We start from the raw sequence: 23,719 nt of genomic DNA on the forward strand, positions 1-23,719 counted from the left end.
CCTGTCAGTGGACCTTACCCAGATTGCCATTCGGTTTGCCGTGCTCGTGCCCGCCATCGTCATCCATGAGGTCGCTCACGGGTGGATGGCGTACCTGCTTGGCGATTCGACCGCCAAGGACAAGGGACGTTTGAGCCTCAATCCCGTGCGTCACATCGACCCGTGGGGAACCCTGCTCCTTCCCCTAATCATGGTCGCTATCTTTGGGTTTGCGTTTGGATACGCCAAGCCGGTTCCCATCAACCCGAATCGGTTCAAGAACTACCGTCAAGGCTTGTTCCTGACTGGAATCGCCGGACCGGCATCGAACCTGATCATGGCCGCGATCGCGGGGATGCTCTTTCGCATGTCCGACGCCGGGATCGTGAGCTACGTCTTGCTCATGTTCGCGTTCATGAATCTCGCTCTCATGTTCTTCAACCTCATCCCGCTTCCGCCGCTCGACGGGTCGCGGGTGTTGCCTCTCTTTCTTTCGGATCGGGGAATGGACATCTACGACCAGGTCGAGCGCTACGGGTTCGTCATCCTCATAGCCGGCCTCTGGCTTCTTCCGGAGTTTCTCGGGTTCGATCCTCTCGGCTGGTATATGGGAGTAACCACCGTGCCGCTAACCGAGCTGTTCACGGGACTTAGTTTCTGAAAGCGGCTCGTAGCCGCCTCGCGCCGCGTCAACTGCGCTACAATCCCAACGACGTGAGAGCGCGCCGTCACACGGTGCGGCCGCAAGCGAGAAGCGAGACGAACCGATGACCAAGAAGCGCGTACTGACCGGGTACAGGCCGACGGGCAAACTCCACCTCGGCCACTGGTTTGGCAACCTGCAAAACATGCTCACGCTCCAAGACGACTACGACGCGTTTTACTTCATCGCCGATTGGCACGCCCTGACGAGCGATTGGGCGGATACGACGCGTGTTCGCCGGTTCACTGAGGAGATGGTGCTCGATTGGTGCGCGGCCGGACTCGATCCGCAGCGCTGTACGATCTACCGTCAGTCCGACGTTCCCGAGGTAGCTGAGCTTACGCTTTACTTCTCGATGGTGACCCCCATGCCGTGGCTCGAGCGCGTTCCAAGCTATAAGGAACAGCGCGAGCAGGTTACCGACAAGGATCTCGGCAACTTGGGCTTTTTCATGTATCCGCTCCTTCAAGCGGCAGACATCACGATCGTGCTTGCTGATGTCGTGCCGGTTGGTGAAGACCAGCTACCGCATCTCGAGCTTACGCGCGAGGTGGTTCGGCGTTTCAACAACACCTACGGCGCCTACCTGGTCGAGCCTCAGGCGCTCATCGCCAAAGAAGGCGCGCGCGTTCCCGGTACCGACGGCAGGAAGATGAGCAAGTCATACGGCAACGCCATCTTCCTTTCTGACTCGGCAGAAGAGATCGAAAGCAAGGTGCGCGGGATGATCACCGATCCAGCGCGCAAGCTAAAAACCGATCCGGGCGATCCGGACATCTGTCCGCTCCATCAGATCCACAAGCTCGTCTCGAGCGATCCGGCGGACATTGCCGAGTGGGACGCGTGCTGCCGTGCCGCGGAGTGCGGTTGCGTCGCACACAAGAAGAAGATGGCCGCCGATCTCATCGAGTATCTCGGCGAATTCAGGGCACGCCGCGCTGAGCTCGCGGCACGGCCCGGATTCGCGTGGGAAGTGCTTGAGGCAGGCGCCGCGAAGGCGCGTCCCGTGACACGCGAGGTTGTCGAGGCGTGCCGCCGTCTTGTTCGCATCGACGACGGCGCATAGGGTTTTCTCGTGGGCTACCGGGTCAAGACTGATGCGTTTGAGGGGCCGTTTGACCTGCTACTGCACCTCGTAAGCCGTCACAAGGTCGATGTGCGGACAATCTCGATCACTGAAGTTACCGGTCAGTACCTCGAGTACGTGGAGCGCTTCCGTGATCTCGACCTCGATGTGGCGAGCGACTTCCTCCTCATCGCCGCGACGCTTCTTGAGATCAAGGCGGCCGCTTTGCTCCCCGCCGAGGAACACTACGCGGGTGACGAGATCGATGACCTCTCACCTGAGGAAGCCCGCGAACTGCTTGTAGCGCGTCTGCTCGCATACAGGCAGTTCAAGAGTGTCGCCGCCGAGCTTGCCGCCCGTATGGAAGCGGAGGGTCGCACGCACCCGCGTCAGGCTGGTCTCGAAGATCGATTCCTCGGATTGATGCCGGACTTCCTCGACGGCTTTACGCTTCGCGGGTTCGCGGTCATCTGTGCGGACCTGATCTACAAGCGCGAAGTGTTCCTCCTGCACGCGGAGCACGTCGCGGCCGCTCCCATTAGCCTCGAGCTGCACACGGAGAGCGTTTCGCGCACCCTCGCATCGAGGGGCTCGGCCCGTTTCACCGAGCTGCTCGGTGAGGGAGCTACACCCGAGACCATCGTCGTAACCCTGCTGGCGATTCTCGAGCTCTACAAGCGCGGACGGGTGGACCTGCGTCAGGACCGCTTGTTCGACGACATCCTTGTCATCGCATGCTTAGACGGCGTGGTCGCTTCGTCACCGCCGCACGCACGGACCCCGGAGGTGCCATGATGGAATCGCTCGATCCCGTTGTTAGGGGCGCGGTCGAAGCGTTGCTCTTCGTCTCGGATGAACCCGTCTCAACTGCCACGATAGCTCAGATCCTCGAAGTGCCGCACGCGGTCGTCTCCTCGACGCTTGCGGCGATCGCCGAAGAGTACCGGGCCGAAGAACGTGGATTTCAGCTACGCGAAGTCGCGGGAGGATGGCGTCTCTACACGCACCCCGCGTACCACGATCATATCGAGCGCTACGTCTTGTCGTGGGACACCCGCCGCCTGTCGCAAGCGGCGCTCGAGGCCCTCGCGGTCATCGCGTACCACCAACCGGTCACTCGCGCTGGAGTGAACGCTGTACGCGGCGTCAACAGCGAGGCGGTGATCTCGTCGTTGATCGAGAAGGGTCTCGTGCGTGAGATGGGACGCAATCCAGACGCGGGCAACGCGATCCTCTTTGGCACGACACGAACCTTCCTAGAGAAGTTCGGTTTGAAGGATCTCTCGGCCCTCCCTCCCCTTGAGGATTTCGCCCCCGACCCCCGAGTCGAAGAGCGGATACGGGAACGACTTGGGACTCCCACCTTTGGTGCGCCGGTGACGGAGGAGGACGAACCCGGGACCGAAGATGTAGAGTTTTCGTCTCCAAGTGAGCAAGATGACGACGTAATGAGAATCGACTAGGAGGCGTGTCCCTTTGGCCGAGCGGATCGTCCCGATGCGCCTTCAGCGATTTCTCGCGCGCGCCGGTGTCGCGTCGCGGCGGGGGAGCGAGGACCTCATGACCGCCGGACGCGTCACGGTAAACGGTGTGGTAGTGACCCAGCTCGGCGCAAAGGTCGATCCGCTTACCGACATCGTGGCCCTCGATGGCAAAACCGTCTCGCTTGAGGCCGAGCCGACATACGTCATGTTAAACAAGCCCGCGGGTGTCATCACGACAATGGACGATCCGCAGGGGCGTCCGTCCGTGGCCGGACTCGTGCCGCGCGAGCCGGCGGGCCTTTTCCCGGTGGGCAGGCTTGACCGGGACACGACTGGCCTGTTGTTCTTCACGACCGACGGCGATCTCGCGCACTGGCTGATGCATCCGCGCTATCACGTCGAGAAGATCTATCTAGCGAGCGTCCAGGGCGCTCCTGATGAGGAGGCGCTGGCGCGACTACGTCAAGGAGTCGAACTTGACGACGGCCCCACCGCGCCCGCTCGCGTTCGCGCGATCGACATCGCATGTACGCAATCGTGTGTCGAGATCGCCATCCGGGAGGGACGCAACCGTCAGGTGCGCCGCATGTTCGAGGCGATCGGCCACACGGTTCTCTCGCTTAAGAGAATCTCGTTTGGGCCGCTTCATCTTGGTGATCTTGCCGTTGGGTCCTATCGGGTTCTCACGGCCGATGAAGTCGTGCTTCTGAAGAGTTCAGCACACGACGGCGTCGCAGGCCAGACCGTGAAGGGCGGTGACGTGTGGCCCTCGTCGTGATCACGGGAGGAGCGCGTAGCGGCAAATCCGCTGCTGCCCAGCGCCTCGCGGAGTCCCGTCAGGCGGCGGGAGATCGTGTGGTGACTGTCGTGTTCGCGGATGGGGACTCTGACCAGGAGATGGCCGCGCGGATTGCACACCATCGCGCTTTGCGGCCCCCTGAGTTCGCCGTCATCGAGGCGGGTGACGCGACAACCTGGCGCGGTGAGATTCCCACAGACGCCCTTCTCGTTATCGACTGCCTCGGTACGCTCGCCGCACGGCTCATGGATGAGTTGCCCGTAGCCCTCGACGATGACCCCGCCGGGTTCGAAGCAGCGTTCGACGCGGCGCTCAATGAGACGATATCTTGGGTCGTGTGCCGAGCGGGAGACACGATCGTTGTCACCAACGAAGTTGGCTCGGGGGTGGTTCCCGCCTATGCGAGCGGACGGGTGTTTCGAGATTGCCTTGGCCGAGCCGGTGTGACGCTCGTACGGGTTGCCGATGCCGCCTACCTCGCGGTGGCCGGCAGGTTGATCGATCTTACCGCCGCGCCGTGCGAGCTTTCGTGGCCAAGTGAGTGAGCGCCTTGTGAACGAAACGAAGGCAGCTAAAGTTTCGCCGCCGTCACGTCCATTTCGCGATGCAGCGTTAGCGCTCACGTTGCTCACCGTCGCGCCCCTTCGCACGCGCCTCCAACCTGAGTCGCGACCCGATGTCGCAGGGTGGTTCCCTCTTGCCGGAGCGTTGCTCGGCGTGATGGCTGGCGTGATCGTGCTTTTGGCGGAGGTGCTCGCGAATGCGGCGGTGCATGCGGAAGCGCGCGGTGATGTGGCCGTTTCGCTCGCATGGCCGCTTGCCGCGTGTATCCTCGGCGCGTGGGCGCTCGCCACAAGGTTCTTGCACTGGGATGGTCTCGCGGACACCGCGGATGGGATCGGTGGAGGAGAGACAACCGAAGAACGGCTCGAGATAATGAAGGACAGCGCGATCGGCGCGTTTGGCGCCGTTTCGATTGTTCTTGTCGCCTTAGCTCAGAGCGCGGCTATCGCCACCATTCTCGCTTCCGGGAACTTGGCGCTCGAGCTGAAGCTCGCCTTCGTGGCAATCGTCCCCGTTATTGGACGCCTCTCCGCCACGTTCGCATGCTGGTTCGGCGTTCCTGCGCGACCGGGTGGGCTCGGTTCGTCCGTGATCGGTCGTCCCCGTGTTGCCGGCGTTGCCGGGACGGTGAGTGTCCTTTTCGCCTGCGGTGTCGTACTTCTCCACTACGGCGGAGCTACCGGACTCGGCTGGTTACTCTTTGGCGTGCTTGTGGCCGCTTCTGTGGGACACGTGCTTGCCACACGAGCCGGGGGAGTGACAGGCGACGTCATGGGCGCGAGCATACTCGTTACAGAGGCGCTCATCTTGCTGGCAGCGACGATGGTGGTGGTGACGTGAGTACCGATGTCCGATTCCTGCTGGTCAGGCATCCCGAAACAGTCGCGAACGTGGAAGGCAGATACGTCGGCCGAGGTAACACGCCGTTTACCGAGCGCGGGAACATTCAGGCGACCCTGCTCGCCGAACACATCGTCTCGTTCCGGCCTGCCGCGCTGTACACAAGTCCCCTCAGACGCGCCCGTGTGGTCGCCGAGCAGGCCTCCGTACGCCTCGGAGTCGATCCGATCGTCGATGTGCGCTTCACCGAGCTTGACTTCGGGCTTGCCGAGGGACTCACGTACGCTGAGACGTCCGAGCGGGGTGTGCAGTTTGACTTTGCGTCGCCGGACGCGCCGGTGGCCATTGGCGGAGAGTCTCGCAACGAGATATACGACCGCGTCGCCAGAACGCTCGATGCGGTCCCTCACGCGTTCGATCGCGTGGCCATCGTCACGCACGGCGGGGTGTTTCGTTCCGCCATAGCCCACCTCCTTGGACTGCCACGCCAAGCGATCTGGTCGTTTCACATACAAAACGGATCGGTGGCCGAGATCCGCGTGCTTGACGGGCACGGAATGGTCGAGGAGTTCCGCACGATCGGGTAACCCTGGCGGCGTACATCTCGCGGCTGGCGCGGCCTTGTCGCACGTTCGCGCACCTGCCACAATCCTAGTCCACGGTAGGCGGGTGCGCCGCAACGCAGGGGAGCGCATGGACTGGGAGACGGCGATACGCGCAGAGCTCGAACCGATGGTGCCGTACGCACCTGGCTTGCGGGTGAGCGAAGTTCGCGAGCGCTCCGGCAAAGACAGGATCCTCAAACTTTCGAGCAACGAGCACCCGTGCGGACCGTTTCCCTCGGCGATTAGAGCGATGGAGGCCGTGCTGCCTCGTCTCAACCGCTATCCAGATGGCGCGGCGCGCGCTTTACGCCGTGAGCTGTGCGCCCGCCTCACTGTCGCCGATGAGAACCTCGTTGTTGGCAGCGGTTCCAACGAGCTCATCCGTCTCATCGCCCAGGCGTTCATCCGCCCAGGTGACGAGGTTGTTTTCGCGTGGCCGAGTTTTGTCGTCTACCCGATGGTGACTCAGATGTTCGGCGGCACGGCAGTCAAGGTGCCACTTGCTCACGGTGAGGTTCATGACCTTGAGGCGATGGCCGCCGCGATCACCGAACGCACCCGCATCGTGTTCTTGTGCAATCCCAACAATCCCACCGGTACGATCTATGATCGCCAGTCGTTTGAGGCGTTTTTGACTCGTCTCCCCGCGCATGTGATGCTCATTGTCGACGAGGCGTACTTTGAGTTCGTTGATGATCCCGAATACCCTGACGGCCTAGCCTACTTCGACGGGAAACGCCCGATCGCGGTGTTGCGGACGTTCTCGAAGATCTACTCTCTCGCGGGCGCTCGTATCGGATACGGTGTCGTTCCCGCGCCGCTCGCCTCGGCGATACACAAGCTCCGTGAACCGTTCAACGTCAACACCGTGGCACAAGTCGCCGCGTTTTACTCGCTCGCCGATGAGGCCGAGGTCATCCGCCGCAAAGAGGAGAATCAGGAGCAGAAGACGTACCTCTATTCATGCTTCGACCGTCTCGGCATACCGTATGTCCCGTCCCAGACAAACTTCATCTATGTGCATACGGACCGGCCGGTCGAAGCGTTCGATGCGCTCCTTTGCGAAGGGGTCATCGTTCGAGACTTCGGGACCGCGCCCGCGTTGCGGGTGGGGGTTGGTACCCCCGAAGACACCGCCACGACGGTAGCCGCCTTTCAAGCGGCCATCGACACTATGGGCGGCTGGTAGCGACACTCGGATCTCGCCGATGCTGGAGGCTGACCGAAGCAGTCGCGTTAATCACGTGCCGGGAGGTGGGATCGTGCGTTTTCGTTCGATAGCGGTGATAGGTGTAGGGCTCATCGGGGGCTCGTTCGCGGCCGCGGCCAAACGTTTGGATAACCCGCCCACAGTTGTGGGGATTGACATCGACAAGAGAGCCCTCTCGTGGGCGTGTGACCACGGCGTCATCGACACCGCGTCCCTTCCGGATGGTTTGGGCACGCAAGCGTGGCTCGGAGAGGAAGGGGTCGACCTTGTCGTGCTCGCGACACCCGCTGCGCGCGCAGAGGAGTGGCTGCTTCGGCTCGGTTCTATGGGATACCGCGGGGTCGTGACCGATGTCGCATCGACAAAGAAGGGGATCGTGGATGCCGCCGAGCGTTACCTGAGATCGGGCGCATCGTTTGTCGGTGGACACCCCATGGCAGGTTCAGAGCGTAGTGGCGTCGAGGCGTCCGACCCGAACCTGTTTGAAGGCGCGTACTACGTGCTGACGCCCACGGAGCGTACCGACATGGCCGCATTCCGCGGTGTGCACGCGCTTGTCTCCCAGTTTGGCTGTCGTGTCGTGTCGGTCGACGCGCACGCGCACGACGACGTTGTCGCTATAGTCAGCCACGTCCCGCACGTCGCCGCCTCGGCGCTCGTAAACCTCGTCGCGCACCACGCGATTGGGCGATCCGACACCCTTCGCCTCGCGGCTGGCGGCTTCAAGGACACCACTCGAGTAGCGGCGGGCAGTCCCGAGTTGTGGACGGGCATCTGTCTTGACAACGCTCCCGCGGTCATCTCAGGGATCGGGGAGTTTTGCGATCAACTCGAGCGATTCACAACAGCGCTCCAAGCTGGAGACGTCGAGGCCACGCGGGCGTGGCTTGCCGAGGCTGCCGACATCCGCCGTTCGCTTCCGGCCCAGTGGGTTCCGGCTACCGCGCAACTTACCGAGGTGGCCGTTCCGGTGCTCGACAGGCCAGGTGTAGTGGCCGAGGTGACCATGGCCGCAGGCAGACACGGCTGCAACATCGAGGGCATCGAGATCGATCATCGCTCGGAGGCGAGCGCGGATCTTCTCCTCGTTCTGACCGATGAGGGTGACATCGACGCCTTCGTTGCCGAACTTGTCGAGATCGGCTACTCGCCCCGGGTGGGCGCCATCGACATCCGCAAGGAGGGGTGAGGGTTCATGCGTTTTTCACGTTTCGCCAGTGACAAGGGGCTTTCAGGCGTGCTTCGCGTCCCTGGTGATAAGTCCCTCTCTCACCGGGCGGTGCTCTTTTCGGCAATGGCAGAAGGGACGTCGGTTCTGTGCGGTCTTCTTGACAGTGCGGACGTCCGGTCGACCATAGACGCCTGCCAGATGCTCGGAGCGCGCGTAGAGGATCACGTGGCCCAAGATGGCTCGATTGAGGCGTCGGTCACCGGATGGGGGGCAACGGGTCCCGCGCGACCCTCAGGTCCGATCGACTGCGGGAACAGCGGCACTACGGCGCGCCTGTTGCTCGGCGTGATGGCTGGGTGGGATGTCGAGGTCACGCTCATAGGCGACGAGTCGCTCTCCCGGCGTCCGATGAGCAGGGTCACGTGGCCGCTTGCCCTGATGGGCGCGACGTGCGTAGCCACCGGGGGACACCTTCCCGTTACAATCCGTGGTGGAACGCTCGAACCGCTCGTGTACGAATCTCCCGTCGCGAGCGCTCAGGTCAAGACAGCGATACTGCTCGCCGGTATTCGTGCTAACGGACGCACAGTTGTCCGCGAACCTGCGCGGTCGCGAGATCACACAGAACGCCTGCTTCCCGCGTTCGGTGTGACGGTGGGAAGCGACTGGGACAGCAACTCCTCGTGGGTCGACGGTCCGGTGACACCGTCGGCCGCTTGTGTTCGCGTCCCTGGAGACCCCTCTTCGGCGGCGTTCATAGCTGTGGCCGCCGCACTCGTCCCGGGAAGCGAGGTCCGCATCGATGACGTCGCCCTGAACCCAACCCGTACAGGCTTCATAGAGGTGATGCGGCGCATGGGCGCATCGATCACAACGGTTCCTGACGCTGAGTACGGAGGAGAGCCCGCCGGTTCCATCACGGTTCGCCACTCGCCGCACCTGATGCCCACGATCGTTACCGCCGAGGAGGTTCCTTCGCTCGTCGACGAGATCCCCGTGCTCGCGCTCCTTGCGTCCGCCGCCGAGGGCGAGACCGTCTTTCTCGGCGTAGGTGAGTTGCGAGTCAAGGAATCCGACAGGCTTGCCGCCATTGTTGATGGCCTTCGCATTCTTGGAGTCGACGCCCGCGCCGAGAAAGACACGCTATACGTGCGGGGTCCAGCGCGACTCAAGGGCGGGGTCGTGCTCGACAGCATGGGTGATCACCGGCTCGCGATGGTGTGGGCGCTTGCGGGAATTGCGGCCGAGCAACCCGTTGAAGTGATCCGTTTCGACGCCGTTGAGGTGTCATACCCAGGATTTGCGCGGGACATCGCGGCACTTAGGGGGCTGGACCGGTAGGAGAGGACGGCGTATGGGAACGCCAAGAGAACACGCGCCCTGGCGTGGTATGATTCGGCGGCCTTCCCACCTTTGGACGGACAGGACCACGATGATCGTCGCGATCGACGGCCCGGCTGCTTCGGGCAAATCGACCGTCGCCAAAATGCTCGCCACGGCCATCGGCGCGCACTACCTCGATACCGGAGCTATGTACCGGGCGGTCGCCCTTGCCGCTCTCCAGAGTGGGATATCCCTCGATGACACGGAGGCCCTCACCCGTTTGTCCGCTGCACTCACTATCACCTTCGAGCACACCGGCGGCTCCCCGTTGCCGACAGCGGTGCTTCTTGACGGCGTAGACGTGACATCCGCGATTCGCACGCCAGAAGTTGATGCCGCCGTGAGCGCGGTCGCAAAGACGCCGGGCGTTCGCGCCATACTCGTCAGCCGTCAAAGACAGATCGCTTCAGCCGAGCCGGTGTTGGTCGCCGAGGGCCGCGACGTCGGCACGGTCGTCTTCCCGCACGCCGCTGTTAAGGTCTTCCTCACCGCTTCTCCCCAAGAGCGAGCGAGAAGACGTCACGCCGAGATGACCGGCCGGGGTCATGCCGTAGAAAACGCTGATGTGCTCGCGGGCATCGCGAACCGCGATGAGGCGGACTCTACTCGCGACGCGTCTCCGCTCTTGATCGCCGCTGACGCCGTTGAACTCGATACGACCGGGCTATCGGTTGCCCAAGTCGTCGCAAAGATCGCCTCCCTTGTGGAGGAGCGACACCGATGAAGTGGCTTATGGCGCGCATACTCAGGGCATCTGTCGCCAGGCTCGTCCTTGCGATCTACCGCACCCGTTTCATCGGCGCCCATCACGTGCCCGCGACCGGCGCCCTCATCGCTGGCAACCACGTTTCCTACCTCGACCCGGTGTTGTTGTGGTGTGGGGCCACTCGTCCGATCCACTTCATGGCAAAGGCCGATCTGTGGACCGTGCCAGTAGTGGGATGGGTGCTTCCGCGGCTATGGGCGATACCCGTACGTCGCGGAGAACCTGACAGGAGCGCGATTTCCAACGCCACTACCCTGCTTCAAGAGGGCAAACTCGTCGGCATCTTTCCTGAAGGGACTCGGCACCGTGTTGCGGACGATTCTTTTGGAGAAGCCAACGAGGGGGTAGCCTTCATCGCGATGCGAGCAGATGTGCCGGTTATCCCTGTAGGGATCGCAGGCACGGAAGCGGCAATGCCGCCTGGGACTCGGCTTCCCCGGTTTCCGCGAGTCACGTTCGTGTACGGTCCCCCCATCCATCCGGCCGCATTCGCCACCGGTGGACGAAAGGAGCGCGTATCCGCGATGACTGCCGCTATCATGGAGTCGATCGCCACGGCGCGTTCACAGGCGAGGGAGCGATAGCGATGCACGTCAAGGTGGCTCGGCACGCGGGCGTATGCTACGGCGTCGAGCGCGCGTTGCGACTTGCGCAAGAAGCCGCCGAGGGCCACGCGCGCGTACTGACCCTCGGCCCGCTCATACACAACCCTCAGGCCGTTGCCGCACTAGAGGCGCGCGGCGTTCAGGTTGTACGAGAACTTGACGACGTCGATGACGGAACCCTCGTCATCCGCTCGCACGGAGTCGAGCCCACGGTGATAGCCGCAGCCAAGGCGCGCGGGCTGAACGTGATCGATGCGACGTGTCCGTTCGTCAGCAAGGCGCACGACGCGGCTCGGCTTTTGCACGACGAAGGGTACATCGTCGTGATCGTAGGTGAGTCAGACCACCCCGAGGTAGCAGGGATTCGCGCACATGCGGGCGGCGGCGCGATCACCGTCCAGGAACCTTCTGAGGTGCCTGAACGGATGCGTCGCGGGAGAGTGGGAGTCGTCGTCCAGACCACACAGCCGCCCGCGCGTCTTTCGGCAGTGATAGAGGCGCTCTTGCCACGCGTTTCGGAGTTGCGCGTCTTTAACACGATCTGCTCGGCCACGACGCAACGCCAGAGCGCCGCCGACACGCTTGCTCGAGAAGTCGACGTCATGGTCGTTGTCGGCGGTCACAACTCGGGCAACACGAGTCGCCTCGCCGAGATATCCGCAGCGGTCAACCCGCGCACTTACCATGTGGAGACCGCCGAGGAGCTCGATCCCGCCTGGTTTGCAGGCGCTAACGTCGTTGGCGTGACGGCCGGCGCTTCGACCCCGGGCGAGCAGATGCGTGGCGTGATAGCGGCCATCGAGTCACTTGGATAGCGTAGTGGACGGCCGCCGTCGATACGGCATGGGCGCGGCGTGCGCTCAGGGCGCACTCGTAGCCGCGGTTGATCGCGGCTCTCCCGCGGCGCGCGCGGGGGTACGTGTCGGCGACATCATCGATCGTGCGAACGGGCACCTGCTTCGGGATCTTGTCGACTGGCTGTGGCATACGGACGGTCCGGCGGTCTCACTACTGCTACTGCGCCCCGATTCCGCAGGTGATTCATACGGGCGCACCGGTCTCGAACTTACTCGCGCGCCGGGAGAGGCGTGGGGAATCGAGTTTGCCGAGGTGGTCTTTGACGGCGTGCGCACCTGCGTCAACAGCTGCGCATTCTGCTTCATGTCGCAACTGCCCCCGGGGTTACGGCGCGCGCTCTACGTGCGCGATGACGACTACCGGCTCTCGTTTCTTCAGGGAAACTTCGTCACCTTGACCAATCTGGACGACACGGATGTGCGACGCATCGTACAGCGGCGTCTCTCGCCGCTGTACGTTTCGCTGCACGCGGTGACTCCACGCATTCGCGAACGTTTGGTGTGCGCTCGCGGGACCGACCGCGCCCTTGAGGTGTTCGATACGCTCGTGGAGGCAGGTATTGAGACCCACGTGCAGATCGTTGCGGTCCCAGGCGTAAACGACCAAGACGAGCTCGACACGACACTGTCGTGGCTCGCCGCGCGGGAAGGCGTGCGTTCGGTGGGTGTCGTCCCGCTCGGCTATACGGCGCACCAAGAGCGATACTCGGCTTCGTATGAAGACCGTGCCGCCGCGTCCGGTATGATCGAGCGTGTGCAGCCCTGGCAGTTGGCGATGCGCCAGCAAGACGGGGTGACGTGGGTATACCTCGCTGACGAGTTCTACCTCAACGCCTGTGCACCCTTCCCAAGTACCGAGTGGTACGACAGTTTCCCGCAGTACGAAAACGGCATCGGCATCGTTCCGGCGTTTGTCGAGGAGATGATCGAGCTTAAGGCGGAGTTCACGTCGGCGCTCCTTGCCATGCCAGAGACTGAGTCGGTGACGCTCGTGACAGGTGAGCTCGCCGCCTCCACACTCGCTGGTGCGCTGGAAGCTGTTGGCGGTGTTGGCAAGGTGCGCTTGCTGGCCACTCCAAATCGCCTGTTCGGGGGCAACGTTACCGTCGCCGGGCTGCTTACCGGAACCGACATCGTTACTGCCATCGCCGCAGACGCGATGTGCGGCCAAACGGCCTACGTGGCCCCTGATGTGATGCTTAACGCAGACGGCGTGACCCTCGATGACATGACCGTTGAGGATATCCGTGCCGCGACGAATGGGACGGACGTGGCATTCGTCGATCCCCGGCCCGCAGGGTTGCTCGGCGCGTTGCGGCGGGCGGCGTGCTGATGGCGCAGGGTGCGTGGTATCGTGTAATGCCGCGGATCGTACTTGACGCGAGCCAGACCGCACACCCTTTGACCAGAATCCTGGTGAACACGTGGCCCTGCCAATTGTAGCTGTCGTCGGCCGACCCAACGTTGGGAAGTCGACCCTCGTCAATCGCATATCGCAGACCGGGGACGCAATAGTCCACGAGGCTCGCGGCGTGACCCGGGATCGCTCCTATCACCGGGGCGACTGGAACGGCCGGGAGTTCATGCTCATCGACACCGGGGGCATCGAGACCGGCACGAACGACCCGTTTGCCGAGTCGATCAAGGCCCAGGCGTTGGTCGCGACCCGGGAGGCGGACATCATTATCGCGCTCGTCGACGGCACCACTGGCGTCACTCCAGGTGACGAGGAGGTCGCACGGCTCCTCAAGCGCGCCAGACCTCCCGTCTTCCTCGTGGTGAACAAGATGGACACCCCCAACCGTGACGATGAGATTCACGAGTTCTGGTCGCTCGGATTGGGGCAGCCGTGGCCCGTCTCGGCGACTCACGGTCACGGCACGGGTGATCTGCTAGACGCCGTGGTGGCCCTTCTGCCTGACACTGAGCCGCATCAAGAGAGCGGCGCGATCGATGTGGCGATCATAGGCAAGCCTAACGCTGGCAAGTCCTCGCTGCTCAACCGTCTGACCGGAGTAGACCGTGCGATCGTGAGCGAGACCGCAGGCACCACACGAGACACGCTCGACGTGCTGGTCGACCGCGGCGGCACGGCGTACCGTTTTGTTGACACCGCGGGTATCCGGCGTAAGGCACGCATAGACCAAGACGTCGAGTACTACGGCTTTGTTCGCGCGATGCGCGCGATAGACCGGGCCGATGTGGCGCTGCTCGTGGTCGACGCCACCGAGGGCATAACCGATCAGGACCAGCGAGTCGCCCGCTTTGCAGCCGAGCGAGGTTGCGGACTGATCATCGTTTTCAACAAGTGGGATATCGTCGACGGTCAGGAGTGGCGCGATGAGATTGAATACCAGCTCACTGACCGGCTCGGCTTCGTGAGTTACGCGCCCGTCGTGCGGGTGAGCGCGCTCACAGGTTTGCGCGCCAACAAGGTCTTCCAGGCGATCGACACCGCGTGGGAGGGGTACACTCGTGAAATCTCGACGAGCGCCCTAAACAGGGTTCTCACTGAGATGCGAGAGTTCGGCCACACGGTGACCAAAGGGCCGCGAACACTCCGCATCAACTACATGACACAAACACGCACGAAGCCACCGGGCTTCACGCTCTTTGCCAATCACCCTTCGCTTGCCGACGACTCGTTCAGACGCTACGTGGAAAATCGTCTTAGGGATGCGTTCGACTTAACCGGCACACCTATCATGCTCAAGTTTAAGTCGAAGGACACCTGATGGGCAGGGACACGAAATGATTGATGAGGGCGCGATCCGGATCGCGGCCGGGGCGGTTACCGCGTACTTCATCGGCGCGATACCGTTCGCGCTCATCATTGGAAAACGCTACTACGGCGTAGACGTTCGCGAGCACGGTTCGGGAAACTTAGGCGCCACCAACGTGCTTCGAGTCCTTGGTGCGAGAGCGGCTCTTGCCACGTTCGCCCTCGACATCGCGAAGGGAGCGGCGGCTGTAGGACTCGGGATACTCTTCCATGCGGCCTATGTCTCGCCCTCGGCTTACGACTGGGTCCTCTTAGGCACGATGCTTGCGGCGGTGCTCGGACACTCGTACTCGCCGTACGTGCGTTTTACTGGTGGTAAAGGTGTTGCCACGGCCGCCGGTGCGCTGCTTGTCGTCACTCCGCTCGCGTGGCCTGTCTTATTCGTGTCTTTCGTTCTTGTCGTCTACCTCACGCGTCTTGTGAGTCTCGGTTCCGTCATCATCGCACTCCAGTTTCCGGTACTCGTTGTGCTCCTCTACGGTGACCGGCCCGCGCTCATCGTGTTGTCGCTCGTAACGGCCGCACTTGTGGTCTGGCGTCACCGGTCCAACATCGGCCGCATCATTCGCGGTCAAGAGGATAGAATCAGCGTTGGGAAGGGTGTCGCGACCGTACGGGAGCGGGAGGGGAAAGCGGAGTGAAGCATGCGGCTGTGATCGGCGCAGGTTCGTGGGGGACGGCCATCGCATCTGTCCTCGGCGGCAAGGGTATATCAACCGCACTGTGGGCTCGATCGGCTGAGGTCGCCGACGCGCTCAACGCCGTGCGCCGCAACCCGCGCTACCTTACGGGTGTCGTCCTCCCGCCGGAAGTGTGGGCGACCACCGATGTCCAGCAGGCGTTGCGAGATGCCGAGATGGTCGTGTTAGCGACGCCGTCCAAGTCCATCCGTGAAGCCGCCGAGTCGATTCGCCCCTACTGGGACACGTCCACGCCGGTGGTCTCGCTCGCGAAGGGACTCGAGCGCGGCTCGCTGTATCGCATGACTGAGGTGCTCACCGATGTTCTCGGGCACCGCGAGATGTTTGCGGTGCTCTCAGGACCCAACCATGCCGAGGAGGTATCGGTCGGGATACCCTCTGCCACTGTCATCGCCGCGTACGATCAAAAGATCGGTGTCGCTTTGCGCTCGGCGTTCATGACGTCATCGTTTCGGGCGTACACGAACCTTGACGTCGTGGGGGTGGAGCTTGCTGGCGCGTCCAAGAACGTTATCGCGGTTGCGGCTGGCATGTCTGACGGCCTCGGTTTTGGCGACAACACCAAGGCCACACTCATGACAAGAGGACTTGCCGAGATGAGTCGGCTGGGCAAGGCGGCTGGCGCCAATCCGCTCACGTACATGGGTCTGGCCGGGATGGGTGACCTCATCGCGACGTGCACGTCGCGTCACAGCCGCAACCGGGCGCTCGGCGAGCGGATCGCGCGGGGAGGAACGGTGGCCCAGTTCGAACGCGAGACGCATATGGTCGCGGAGGGTGCGGTGAGCTCAGCTACCGTCGACGAGCTCGGCGTGCGGCATGGCGTCGATATGCCGATCACGCACCAGGTCCGCGCGATCGTTCACGACGGAGCCCCCCTGGCATCCGCCGCCGCGGCGCTGATGGGTCGCGACGCGACCGATGAGCTCCATGGTATGGACCTGATCGACATCTGAGGAGGAGAGGCACGCATGCCGGAACGTGTCATGATGGCGCCGTCGATCCTCTCGGCGGACTTCACCGACCTTGGAGCGGCGGTACGCCTCGTGCAAGAGGCTGGCGCGGACTTCATTCACGTCGACGTGATGGACGGGCACTACGTACCCAACCTCACCATCGGGCCGCCGGTCGTCAAGGCGCTCAAACGCGTCGCCACCGTCCCGCTCGACGTCCACCTCATGATCTCCAACGCCGAGGTAAGCGTCGATCAGTATCTTGAAGCAGGCGCTGACTGGATCACCGTGCACGTCGAGGCGTGCGAGCACCTCCACAGGATCGTGAGCCACATCCGCGCGTCTGGCGCGCACCCGGCGGTAAGTCTTAACCCCGCAACTCCAATCGAGCACATTCGCGACGTGATCGCCGACGTTGACATGGTGCTTCTCATGAGCGTGAACCCTGGTTTTGGCGGACAGTCATTCATCCCGCGAACGACGCGACGCGTTCGCATGCTTGCGAACATGTGCGCCGAAGAAGGCGTTTTTCCGCTTATCCAGGTCGATGGAGGCATCGACCTGGCAACGGCGCCCCTCGTCGTGGCAGAGGGGGCGCGCGTGCTGGTGTCCGGAAGCGCGGTATTCTGTGCCGATGATCCGGCGCGCGCTCTCCGCGAGATCCGGCACGCGGCGGAATCGGCGATCGTGTAGTACAATCTGCACGCACTTTCTTCAGGGCGGGGTGAAAGTCCCCACCGGCGGTCAGAGCCCGCGAACCCCGAAAGGGGTCGACCCGGTTGAATTCCGGGGCCGACAGTAACAGTCTGGATGGGAGAAGGAAGGAACGCGCGTATGCGCCTGTTTTCTGACGTGTCGTCGACCGTTGCTGACCCGCACCTTCGCCGAGCGTACCAGCTCGCCGAGCGGGGACGCGGCAGGACCGCTCCCAATCCGATGGTGGGTTGCGTCTTGGTACGCGATGGCGTCGTCATCGGGGAGGGATACCACGAGAGCGAAGGCGGCCCGCATGCCGAGATCGCGGCTCTGAGATCAGCTGGCCGCATGGCGCATGGCGCGGACGCATACGTCACCCTCGAACCATGCGCACACCACGGTCGCACGCCACCATGCGCAGACGCGCTCATCGCCGCACGCGTGGCTCGCGTTTTCATCGGGATGCCAGACCCCACACCTCTTGCTCAGGGAGGAGCGCGACGTCTCGCTGAGGCAGGTGTTGAGGTCACGTTCGCCGATGATCCGGCTCCATTCGAAACGCTCAATGACCCATGGCTCACCCGTGTCGCGTCGGGATTGCCATGGGTCCAGGTGAAGGTCGCCTCATCTCTCGACGGCGCCCTCACGCTTGCGGATGGCATTCGTAGCGAGATCACAGGACCCGGAGGGCTGGCGGTGACGATGCGGCTGCGCGCTGCGGCCGACGCCGTGCTCGTAGGGGCGCGGACCGCCGAGATCGACAAGCCCACGCTCACGGTGCGCGACTCTGACGGAATCGACGCGCCGCACCAGCCACTGCGGATCGTACTCGCGCGCGATCACGTGCCAGCGATGGTGCCGCTGTTTGATGACGCTCGCGGTCCCGTTGCGCTCGCGTGTCATGCTCGGACCGCTGTGTCTGGGCCTCCCGAAACGGTCAGACTGCTGGAATACCTGCCCTCCGAGGGTGTCTCTGGCGCTTTGAAGGCGATAGCTCACTGCGGTGTCGATCGTTTGCTGGTCGAGGCTGGCCCCAGATTGCTCACTGCCTTGTGGGACGGGGACTTGATTGACGAGCTCGTTATCGTGCACGCCGGCGGCATGGCAGGCGTATCGGCTCCGGGTATGTATCTCGGAGACGTAGGGAATGTGGCCTCTAGACTCACGCGTCCTATGTACGCGGTTGAATCCGGAGTGGCAGGCACTGATGCCGTAAGTGTGTGGAGACCTAAGGAGCGGCGCGAGGGTGTCGCAGGAAAGGAAGGTCGGTAGTCTCGATGTTCACTGGTCTGGTCGAATCTGAAGGAATCATCACCCGGATCGAACGGGTCGCCGGTGGCGCTCGGCTTGAGGTGTATGCGCCGGAGTTTGGCCGGGATATGTCGATTGGAGACTCGATAGCTGTCGATGGGGCGTGTCTTACCGTAATTAAGTTCATTCGCGGCGCATTCATCGCCGACGTGAGCGAGGAGACGCTGTCAAAGACCACGCTGGGCGGCATGCGGCAAGGCGGCAAGGTAAACCTCGAGCGCGCACTCAGGTTGTCAGATCGTCTTGGCGGCCACATCGTGACCGGCCACATCGACGCGATAGGATCGCTTGTTATGCGACACCCGGCGGGCAACTCAACTGTCTATCAGTTCGCGGCGCCGCCGCAGCTTATGGACTACATCGTGCCTAAGGGATCGATCGCGGTCGACGGCATCTCTCTGACGGTCGCGCAGACGAGGAGAGACGGTTTCGCGGCGGCTGTGATCCCTCACACCGAGCAGGCGACGACGCTTGGCGCCAAGACGGTAGGCACGCCGGTCAATCTCGAGGCGGACATGCTCGCGAAGTACGTGAAGCGTTTCGTGGCGCTCTACGCCGGTGTCGACGACGAAGAGCCCCGCGCTGGCCGCCGCGGGCTCGGCGACATGCTCCGCGAACTTACGGACGGAAGGTGACCCGGGTGCGCTCCGCCGACACCTATGTGTTCGCCTCTATTGAGGAGGCCGCAGTCCAGATTGCCGCTGGAGGCATGGTGATCGTTGTCGACGACGCCGACCGCGAGAACGAGGGTGATCTCGTCATGGCCGCCGAAAAGGTCACCGCTGACGCGATCAACTTCATGGCTACCCACGGTAGGGGACTGATCTGCCTGCCGATGACAGGTGAACGCCTCGACGAGCTGCGAATCCCGCCGATGACCCGCGACAACACATCGGCGCAGCAGACCGCTTTTCACGTCTCGATCGGCGCAAAGGGCCGCATCACGACGGGTATCTCGGCACCGGACCGTGCAGAGACGATCCGGGTAGCCATCGACCCTGCCACTACCGCGGACGACATCGCGATGCCCGGTCACATATTTCCGCTGCGCGCCCGCTCAGGCGGGGTGCTCGAACGTGCCGGTCACACAGAAGCGGCGGTCGATCTCGCCCGGCTTTCGGGTCTGTATCCCGCAGGTGTCATCTGCGAGATCATGGACGCAAGCGGCACGATGGCCCGCGTGCCCGAACTTGAGGCCTTCGCGGCTGAACACGGTTTGCTGATGATCACCGTCGCCGATCTCATCCGTCACCGTAGGCGTACTGAGCGTCTTGTCGAGCGCACCTCAACAGTCCGATTGCCCACGAAGCACGGCGAGTTCACCGCGCACGGTTATACGTCCACGCTCGACGGCTCGACGCATGTCGCTCTCGTGGTCGGAGATGTCGCGAAAGCAGAAGACGTCCTCGTCCGGGTCCATTCCGAGTGCCTGACGGGCGATGTCTTTCACAGTCTGAGGTGCGACTGCGGGGACCAGCTCGAAGAAGCGATGCGCCGCGTGCAGTCCCAGGGGCGTGGCGTCATACTCTACATCGTCGGCCACGAGGGCCGCGGCATCGGGCTTGCGAACAAGCTCAAAGCCTATGAGCTCCAAGAGTGCGGAGTCGATACCGTCGAGGCCAACGAAGCACTGGGCTTCGCTCCTGACCTCCGGGATTATGGGATCGGCGCCCAGATTCTCGCCGACTTAGGATTGACGTCAATGCGGCTGCTCACAAACAACCCCACCAAGATCATTGGACTCGAAGGATACGGTCTTACCGTGACCGAGCAGGTTCCACTCGAGGTTCCCGCGTGCCCCGAGAGTCTCGCCTACCTGCGCACCAAGCGAGAGAAGATGGCGCATACCCTCATACTCGCGGACGAATCCGCCCCCCGCCGAAAGGAGCGTTCATGACAGTCTACGAAGGTGATCTGATCGGGACCGGTCTTAAGTTTGGCATAGCGGTCAGCCGTTTCAACGAGCTGCTGTCCTCGCGCCTTCTCTCGGGCGCGGCAGATGCGCTCAACCGCCACGGCGTCGATGCGGAAGACATCGATGTAGCCTGGGTGCCCGGAGGTTTCGAACTGCCGTTTGTGGCCAAGCGCCTCGCCGCCAGTGGCAGGTACGACGCTGTGATCGCGCTGGGCGTGATCATACGCGGGGGCACCCCGCACTTCGATTACGTAGCAGCCGAGGTCGCCAAGGGAGTAGCACAGGCCTCGCTTGCCACTGATGTCCCTGTGCTGTTTGGTGTGATCACCGCCGACACCATCGAGCAGGCGGTCGAACGGGCGGGCACCAAGTCGGGCAATAAGGGATGGGACTCGGCGATCGGCGCTATCGAGATGGCGCGTCTCATGGACTCGCTCGCGAACAAATGAGAACACTGAACGCGTAGACGATTCCGTGAGCGCTCGGCGTGTAGCCCGGTTACGAGAAAGCCCCGCAACCATTCAGTCGCGGGGCCTTCTCCGTGTCCAGTGGGCTCTCACCACCCTGTGGTTGTCAGCCGTGGACCGTTGAGCACGGGATCCGCCTGAGCGGCGGGTGTCACAACATATCAGAGGCACCGTGCGCACACAAGAGACCCTGTGTTCGATTCGACGAACGGTAGAAGCAATACGGTAAAGGGGCCGTGTGCGATTGTGTGCGGTCGTATACTATCGACGAGTGAGATTTCTGGATGAGTGGCGGCGATAGGAGATTCGCAATGGACGATACCGGCCAGCGTGACGTCGCCGCGAACACCTCGCAAGACGTGAACTCTGCTCTCGGAGACTCCCGTGTGCCGCACGATGAAGAGACTTCCGACGCCTACACGGTGATGGAGATTTTTGGCATCGAGCTCAAGGTCAGGAGTCCTCGCCTTGCCGAGGTGCTGACGATGGAGGCATCACACGCCCTGGGCACAGACGTGCGCGAACTGGCCGATCCCGCCGCCCTGAGGCGGGTACGCGAAGATCTCGCCGAAGCGCTGCCGGATGTCATGATTGCGCCCGAGTCTCCACACGACCACGATGTGACTCGTGCGAGAACGGAATTGCGAGCCCGCGCAGACGCGCTCGCGCGCGCCATGGGCTTTGAAACCGCGCCAGGCGGTGTGTGGTTGTCGCCTACCGGCATCTCGCTCGTCACACGTATTGTGGAACGCGTGCCCACTGTAGCCTCGGCAACCGATGCGATAGATAAGATCGCGGGACTGCTTGAGACCGCTGACAGCGAGAGCTCCGCACTTCTTGTTGTAGAGTCCCAGGAGGCGGCTGACGTGTTCAAAGTCGCCATCCGGCACCGTCGGCTCTACGACGTGATGAGGACAATTTCGGTGGGCAATCTCCAGGAACTTCGCACTCTCGTCGCAGGCGGGGCGATCGATCATGCTCGAGCCCTCGTGTTGCTGAGTCCTCTCGTTGGGATCGACGTCGGCGAGGTGCTCTCCATCTTGAGCGCTTCCGCAAATCGCGAGTCCGGCGATTCCACCGCCTGAACGTTATCCGCCCCGATCCTCCTTTCACGCGTGTCCTTGACACGCGTGTGAGCGGCGCGTATCGTGCAGAAATCATACTGAATCGGTAAGGATTAATGTGCCGGAGCCGCGTCAATGAGACTTACCGCCAAAAGTGAGTACGGACTGCTTGCGATGATGGATCTCGCGTGCCGTGGTGGAGTAAGCCCGGTGAGCGCCCGCGAGATATCTGAGCGTCAAGTCATACCGGCGAAGTTCTTGGAGCAGCTATTCGCCGGCTTGCGCAAGGCCGGACTCGTCACGGCTGTCCGCGGAGCACGGGGCGGCTTTATCCTCGTTCGTGATCCGTCACAGATCACTGTTCTGCACGTGGTCGAAGCGCTCGAAGGACCCCTGAAAACCACGGTGTGCGGCGGGGACAGGGGCGCTTCGTGCGGGAAGAACGAGGCATGTGCGGCGGCGGCTGTCTGGGAGCGTGCAACCGAAGCGGTCCGCTCAGTGTTTGAGAATACTACGCTCGCCGAGCTGGCAAGCGCCCAGGAGCGGCTTGACGCTCCCCGCGCCGCTCGCGACACGAAGAACTCGGGAGGCTCGTGATGGAAGCGGTTCGTGATGTCTACTTGGACTACGCGGCAACAACGCCGGTAGACCCGCGCGTCGTCGATGCGATGATGCCGTATCTCACCGAGAAGTGGGGCAATCCCAACAGTCTGTATCAACGGGGCCGGGAGGCGTACACAGCCCTCGAGGACGCTCGCGAGCGGTTCGCAGCTGTGATCGGCGCCGAGCAACCCGGGGAGGTCATCTTTACCGCGGGCGGCACTGAGGCCGACAACATGGCGCTTCTCGGCATTCCGCTCAGGGCACGCCCAGAAGGCGGACACGTGATTGTCTCGGCATTCGAACACCACGCGGTTTTGGAGCCGGCGCACGAACTCGAGAAGCGCGGGTTTGACGTGACCTATCTCAAGCCGCGTCCGGAAGGCTACATCGATCCAGCCGATGTCCGCGACGCGATGCGCGCCGACACGGTTCTCGTTTCAGTCATGCACGCTAACAACGAGATCGGAACGCTCCAGCCGATAGCCCGCATCGCCCAAGTGGCGCACGAGGGTGGCGCGTACATGCACACCGACGCCGCTCAGACCCTCGGGAAGGTGCCGTTGGACGTCGGCGCACTCGGTGTTGACGCCGCCACTTTTTCTGGACACAAGATCTACGCGCCCAAGGGTGTCGGCGCGCTGTACATCAAGCGCCGCACCCCGCTTGCCCCGCTCATTCGTGGCGGCGGGCAGGAGTCGAAACGCAGAAGCGGGACCCAAAACGTCGCGGGAGCGATCGGTCTTGCCGCGGCCGCTGAGTTCATGACAGCCGAGATGGCCGAGGAGTCCCCTCGTTTGGCTGCTCTGAGGGACCGCCTGGTCGAAGGAATCACCACTACGCTCGAGAACACGGAGTTGAGCGCTTCTTATCCCGAGCGCCTGCCCAACATCGCCCACCTCATCATCAAGGGCGTGGAAGGCGAGGCGATGCTACTGCAACTTGACGCGAAGGGCATCGCCGTGTCGACCGGCTCGGCGTGCTCATCGGGTAGTCTGGAGCCGAGCCATGTGTTGTTGTCCATCGGATGTCCTCCTGAACTCGCCCACGGCTCGCTGCGCTTGTCGGCCGGAAGATTCACAACGGCCGCGGATGTCGAGTATTTTCTTGAGGTCTTCCCGCCCATCGTCAAGCGACTTCGCGAGATGTCGCCGGTGTATGGGCGGATGTTCGGTTCGCCGGAACGCTAAACCCCAGA

The 23,719-nt window shown here is 62.9% G+C and carries 26 protein-coding genes and 1 riboswitch; all 26 genes read left to right on the plus strand.

All coding sequences use genetic code 11. The features are described 5' to 3' along the window. Positions 1-7 precede the first annotated feature (7 nt). The 26 genes from KGZ40_01970 (at position 8) to KGZ40_02095 (ending at position 23,711) form a co-directional block, all read left to right on the plus strand. Positions 8-640, plus strand: a complete 633-nt coding sequence (locus tag KGZ40_01970; GenBank protein ID MBS3956291.1) for a site-2 protease family protein — start codon at positions 8-10, stop codon at positions 638-640. Positions 641-746: 106 nt separating this feature from the next. Beyond that, positions 747-1,748 (plus strand): tryptophan--tRNA ligase, encoded by a 1,002-nt coding sequence (gene trpS / locus KGZ40_01975; GenBank protein MBS3956292.1) that lies wholly within the window; start codon positions 747-749, stop codon positions 1,746-1,748. A gap of 9 nt (positions 1,749-1,757) precedes the next feature. Next, the gene (locus tag KGZ40_01980) at positions 1,758-2,543 is read left to right on the plus strand and encodes a segregation/condensation protein A (protein MBS3956293.1); all 786 of its coding nucleotides are present in this window, start codon (positions 1,758-1,760) and stop codon (positions 2,541-2,543) included. Then, positions 2,543-3,211, plus strand: coding sequence for an SMC-Scp complex subunit ScpB (scpB, locus tag KGZ40_01985; GenBank protein MBS3956294.1), 669 nt, complete (start codon positions 2,543-2,545; stop codon positions 3,209-3,211). The genes KGZ40_01980 and scpB overlap by 1 nt, the downstream gene beginning before the upstream one ends. A gap of 25 nt (positions 3,212-3,236) precedes the next feature. Further along, on the plus strand, positions 3,237-4,010 hold the full coding sequence (locus KGZ40_01990; GenBank protein MBS3956295.1) for an rRNA pseudouridine synthase: 774 nt from the start codon (positions 3,237-3,239) through the stop codon (positions 4,008-4,010). Then, positions 3,995-4,576 (plus strand): bifunctional adenosylcobinamide kinase/adenosylcobinamide-phosphate guanylyltransferase, encoded by a 582-nt coding sequence (locus KGZ40_01995; GenBank protein MBS3956296.1) that lies wholly within the window; start codon positions 3,995-3,997, stop codon positions 4,574-4,576. The genes KGZ40_01990 and KGZ40_01995 overlap by 16 nt, the downstream gene beginning before the upstream one ends. 7 nt (positions 4,577-4,583) lie before the next feature. Then, positions 4,584-5,435 (plus strand): adenosylcobinamide-GDP ribazoletransferase, encoded by an 852-nt coding sequence (locus tag KGZ40_02000; protein MBS3956297.1) that lies wholly within the window; start codon positions 4,584-4,586, stop codon positions 5,433-5,435. Next, on the plus strand, positions 5,432-6,022 hold the full coding sequence (locus tag KGZ40_02005; protein MBS3956298.1) for a histidine phosphatase family protein: 591 nt from the start codon (positions 5,432-5,434) through the stop codon (positions 6,020-6,022). The genes KGZ40_02000 and KGZ40_02005 overlap by 4 nt, the downstream gene beginning before the upstream one ends. Positions 6,023-6,128: 106 nt before the next feature. After that, entirely contained in the window at positions 6,129-7,229 is a 1,101-nt protein-coding gene (gene hisC / locus KGZ40_02010) for a histidinol-phosphate transaminase (protein ID MBS3956299.1), read from the plus strand. 73 nt (positions 7,230-7,302) lie between these two features. Next, positions 7,303-8,439 (plus strand): prephenate dehydrogenase/arogenate dehydrogenase family protein, encoded by a 1,137-nt coding sequence (locus tag KGZ40_02015; GenBank protein ID MBS3956300.1) that lies wholly within the window; start codon positions 7,303-7,305, stop codon positions 8,437-8,439. Between the two features lie 6 nt (positions 8,440-8,445). Continuing rightward, positions 8,446-9,762: a 3-phosphoshikimate 1-carboxyvinyltransferase gene (aroA, locus tag KGZ40_02020; protein MBS3956301.1), complete on the plus strand. Its 1,317-nt coding sequence runs from the start codon at positions 8,446-8,448 to the stop codon at positions 9,760-9,762. Between the two features lie 91 nt (positions 9,763-9,853). Further along, the gene (locus KGZ40_02025; GenBank protein ID MBS3956302.1) at positions 9,854-10,528 is read left to right on the plus strand and encodes a (d)CMP kinase; all 675 of its coding nucleotides are present in this window, start codon (positions 9,854-9,856) and stop codon (positions 10,526-10,528) included. After that, on the plus strand, positions 10,525-11,154 hold the full coding sequence (locus KGZ40_02030) for a 1-acyl-sn-glycerol-3-phosphate acyltransferase (protein ID MBS3956303.1): 630 nt from the start codon (positions 10,525-10,527) through the stop codon (positions 11,152-11,154). The genes KGZ40_02025 and KGZ40_02030 overlap by 4 nt, the downstream gene beginning before the upstream one ends. 2 nt (positions 11,155-11,156) lie before the next feature. Beyond that, positions 11,157-11,990 (plus strand): 4-hydroxy-3-methylbut-2-enyl diphosphate reductase, encoded by an 834-nt coding sequence (gene ispH / locus KGZ40_02035; protein ID MBS3956304.1) that lies wholly within the window; start codon positions 11,157-11,159, stop codon positions 11,988-11,990. 4 nt (positions 11,991-11,994) lie between these two features. After that, the gene (locus KGZ40_02040; GenBank protein MBS3956305.1) at positions 11,995-13,365 is read left to right on the plus strand and encodes a DUF512 domain-containing protein; all 1,371 of its coding nucleotides are present in this window, start codon (positions 11,995-11,997) and stop codon (positions 13,363-13,365) included. A 91-nt stretch (positions 13,366-13,456) separates the two neighbouring features. Then, on the plus strand, positions 13,457-14,767 hold the full coding sequence (gene der, locus KGZ40_02045; GenBank protein ID MBS3956306.1) for a ribosome biogenesis GTPase Der: 1,311 nt from the start codon (positions 13,457-13,459) through the stop codon (positions 14,765-14,767). 16 nt (positions 14,768-14,783) lie between these two features. Further along, positions 14,784-15,455, plus strand: coding sequence for a glycerol-3-phosphate 1-O-acyltransferase PlsY (plsY, locus tag KGZ40_02050; GenBank protein ID MBS3956307.1), 672 nt, complete (start codon positions 14,784-14,786; stop codon positions 15,453-15,455). Beyond that, positions 15,452-16,471 carry an NAD(P)-dependent glycerol-3-phosphate dehydrogenase gene (locus KGZ40_02055; GenBank protein ID MBS3956308.1) on the plus strand — a complete coding sequence of 340 codons (1,020 nt, stop codon included), beginning with the start codon at positions 15,452-15,454 and terminating at the stop codon, positions 16,469-16,471. The genes plsY and KGZ40_02055 overlap by 4 nt, the downstream gene beginning before the upstream one ends. Positions 16,472-16,486: 15 nt before the next feature. Beyond that, entirely contained in the window at positions 16,487-17,161 is a 675-nt protein-coding gene (locus KGZ40_02060) for a ribulose-phosphate 3-epimerase (GenBank protein MBS3956309.1), read from the plus strand. A 13-nt stretch (positions 17,162-17,174) separates the two neighbouring features. Further along, positions 17,175-17,294, plus strand: a riboswitch (FMN riboswitch). An 8-nt stretch (positions 17,295-17,302) separates the two neighbouring features. Then, positions 17,303-18,436, plus strand: coding sequence for a bifunctional diaminohydroxyphosphoribosylaminopyrimidine deaminase/5-amino-6-(5-phosphoribosylamino)uracil reductase RibD (gene ribD, locus KGZ40_02065; GenBank protein ID MBS3956310.1), 1,134 nt, complete (start codon positions 17,303-17,305; stop codon positions 18,434-18,436). 5 nt (positions 18,437-18,441) lie between these two features. Continuing rightward, the gene (locus KGZ40_02070) at positions 18,442-19,110 is read left to right on the plus strand and encodes a riboflavin synthase (GenBank protein ID MBS3956311.1); all 669 of its coding nucleotides are present in this window, start codon (positions 18,442-18,444) and stop codon (positions 19,108-19,110) included. Between the two features lie 26 nt (positions 19,111-19,136). Then, positions 19,137-20,372 carry a bifunctional 3,4-dihydroxy-2-butanone-4-phosphate synthase/GTP cyclohydrolase II gene (locus tag KGZ40_02075; protein MBS3956312.1) on the plus strand — a complete coding sequence of 412 codons (1,236 nt, stop codon included), beginning with the start codon at positions 19,137-19,139 and terminating at the stop codon, positions 20,370-20,372. Further along, the gene (locus tag KGZ40_02080; GenBank protein ID MBS3956313.1) at positions 20,369-20,839 is read left to right on the plus strand and encodes a 6,7-dimethyl-8-ribityllumazine synthase; all 471 of its coding nucleotides are present in this window, start codon (positions 20,369-20,371) and stop codon (positions 20,837-20,839) included. The genes KGZ40_02075 and KGZ40_02080 overlap by 4 nt, the downstream gene beginning before the upstream one ends. Positions 20,840-21,168: 329 nt before the next feature. Further along, positions 21,169-21,942: a hypothetical protein gene (locus tag KGZ40_02085; protein MBS3956314.1), complete on the plus strand. Its 774-nt coding sequence runs from the start codon at positions 21,169-21,171 to the stop codon at positions 21,940-21,942. 114 nt (positions 21,943-22,056) lie between these two features. After that, the gene (locus tag KGZ40_02090) at positions 22,057-22,518 is read left to right on the plus strand and encodes an Rrf2 family transcriptional regulator (GenBank protein ID MBS3956315.1); all 462 of its coding nucleotides are present in this window, start codon (positions 22,057-22,059) and stop codon (positions 22,516-22,518) included. Beyond that, positions 22,518-23,711, plus strand: a complete 1,194-nt coding sequence (locus KGZ40_02095) for a cysteine desulfurase (GenBank protein ID MBS3956316.1) — start codon at positions 22,518-22,520, stop codon at positions 23,709-23,711. The genes KGZ40_02090 and KGZ40_02095 overlap by 1 nt, the downstream gene beginning before the upstream one ends. Positions 23,712-23,719 lie beyond the last annotated feature (8 nt).

This window comes from Clostridiales bacterium (assembly GCA_018333995.1).
Taxonomy (GTDB): Bacteria; Actinomycetota; Coriobacteriia; order Anaerosomatales; family SLCP01; genus JAGXSG01.

Excerpts from the sequence above, each read along its gene's own strand:
- aroA (MBS3956301.1), top strand. The coding sequence starts at position 8,446 with ATGCGTTTTTCACGTTTCGCCAGTGACAAGGGGCTTTCAGGCGTGCTT.
- hisC (MBS3956299.1), top strand. The coding sequence starts at position 6,129 with ATGGACTGGGAGACGGCGATACGCGCAGAGCTCGAACCGATGGTGCCG.
- ispH (MBS3956304.1), top strand. The coding sequence starts at position 11,157 with ATGCACGTCAAGGTGGCTCGGCACGCGGGCGTATGCTACGGCGTCGAG.
- KGZ40_02025 (MBS3956302.1), top strand. The coding sequence starts at position 9,854 with ATGATCGTCGCGATCGACGGCCCGGCTGCTTCGGGCAAATCGACCGTC.
- KGZ40_02080 (MBS3956313.1), top strand. The coding sequence starts at position 20,369 with ATGACAGTCTACGAAGGTGATCTGATCGGGACCGGTCTTAAGTTTGGC.
- trpS (MBS3956292.1), top strand. The coding sequence starts at position 747 with ATGACCAAGAAGCGCGTACTGACCGGGTACAGGCCGACGGGCAAACTC.
- scpB (MBS3956294.1), top strand. The coding sequence starts at position 2,543 with ATGGAATCGCTCGATCCCGTTGTTAGGGGCGCGGTCGAAGCGTTGCTC.
- KGZ40_02085 (MBS3956314.1), top strand. The coding sequence starts at position 21,169 with ATGGACGATACCGGCCAGCGTGACGTCGCCGCGAACACCTCGCAAGAC.
- KGZ40_02030 (MBS3956303.1), top strand. The coding sequence starts at position 10,525 with ATGAAGTGGCTTATGGCGCGCATACTCAGGGCATCTGTCGCCAGGCTC.
- KGZ40_02090 (MBS3956315.1), top strand. The coding sequence starts at position 22,057 with ATGAGACTTACCGCCAAAAGTGAGTACGGACTGCTTGCGATGATGGAT.
- plsY (MBS3956307.1), top strand. The coding sequence starts at position 14,784 with ATGATTGATGAGGGCGCGATCCGGATCGCGGCCGGGGCGGTTACCGCG.
- KGZ40_02095 (MBS3956316.1), top strand. The coding sequence starts at position 22,518 with ATGGAAGCGGTTCGTGATGTCTACTTGGACTACGCGGCAACAACGCCG.
- KGZ40_02060 (MBS3956309.1), top strand. The coding sequence starts at position 16,487 with ATGCCGGAACGTGTCATGATGGCGCCGTCGATCCTCTCGGCGGACTTC.
- KGZ40_02070 (MBS3956311.1), top strand. The coding sequence starts at position 18,442 with ATGTTCACTGGTCTGGTCGAATCTGAAGGAATCATCACCCGGATCGAA.
- ribD (MBS3956310.1), top strand. The coding sequence starts at position 17,303 with ATGCGCCTGTTTTCTGACGTGTCGTCGACCGTTGCTGACCCGCACCTT.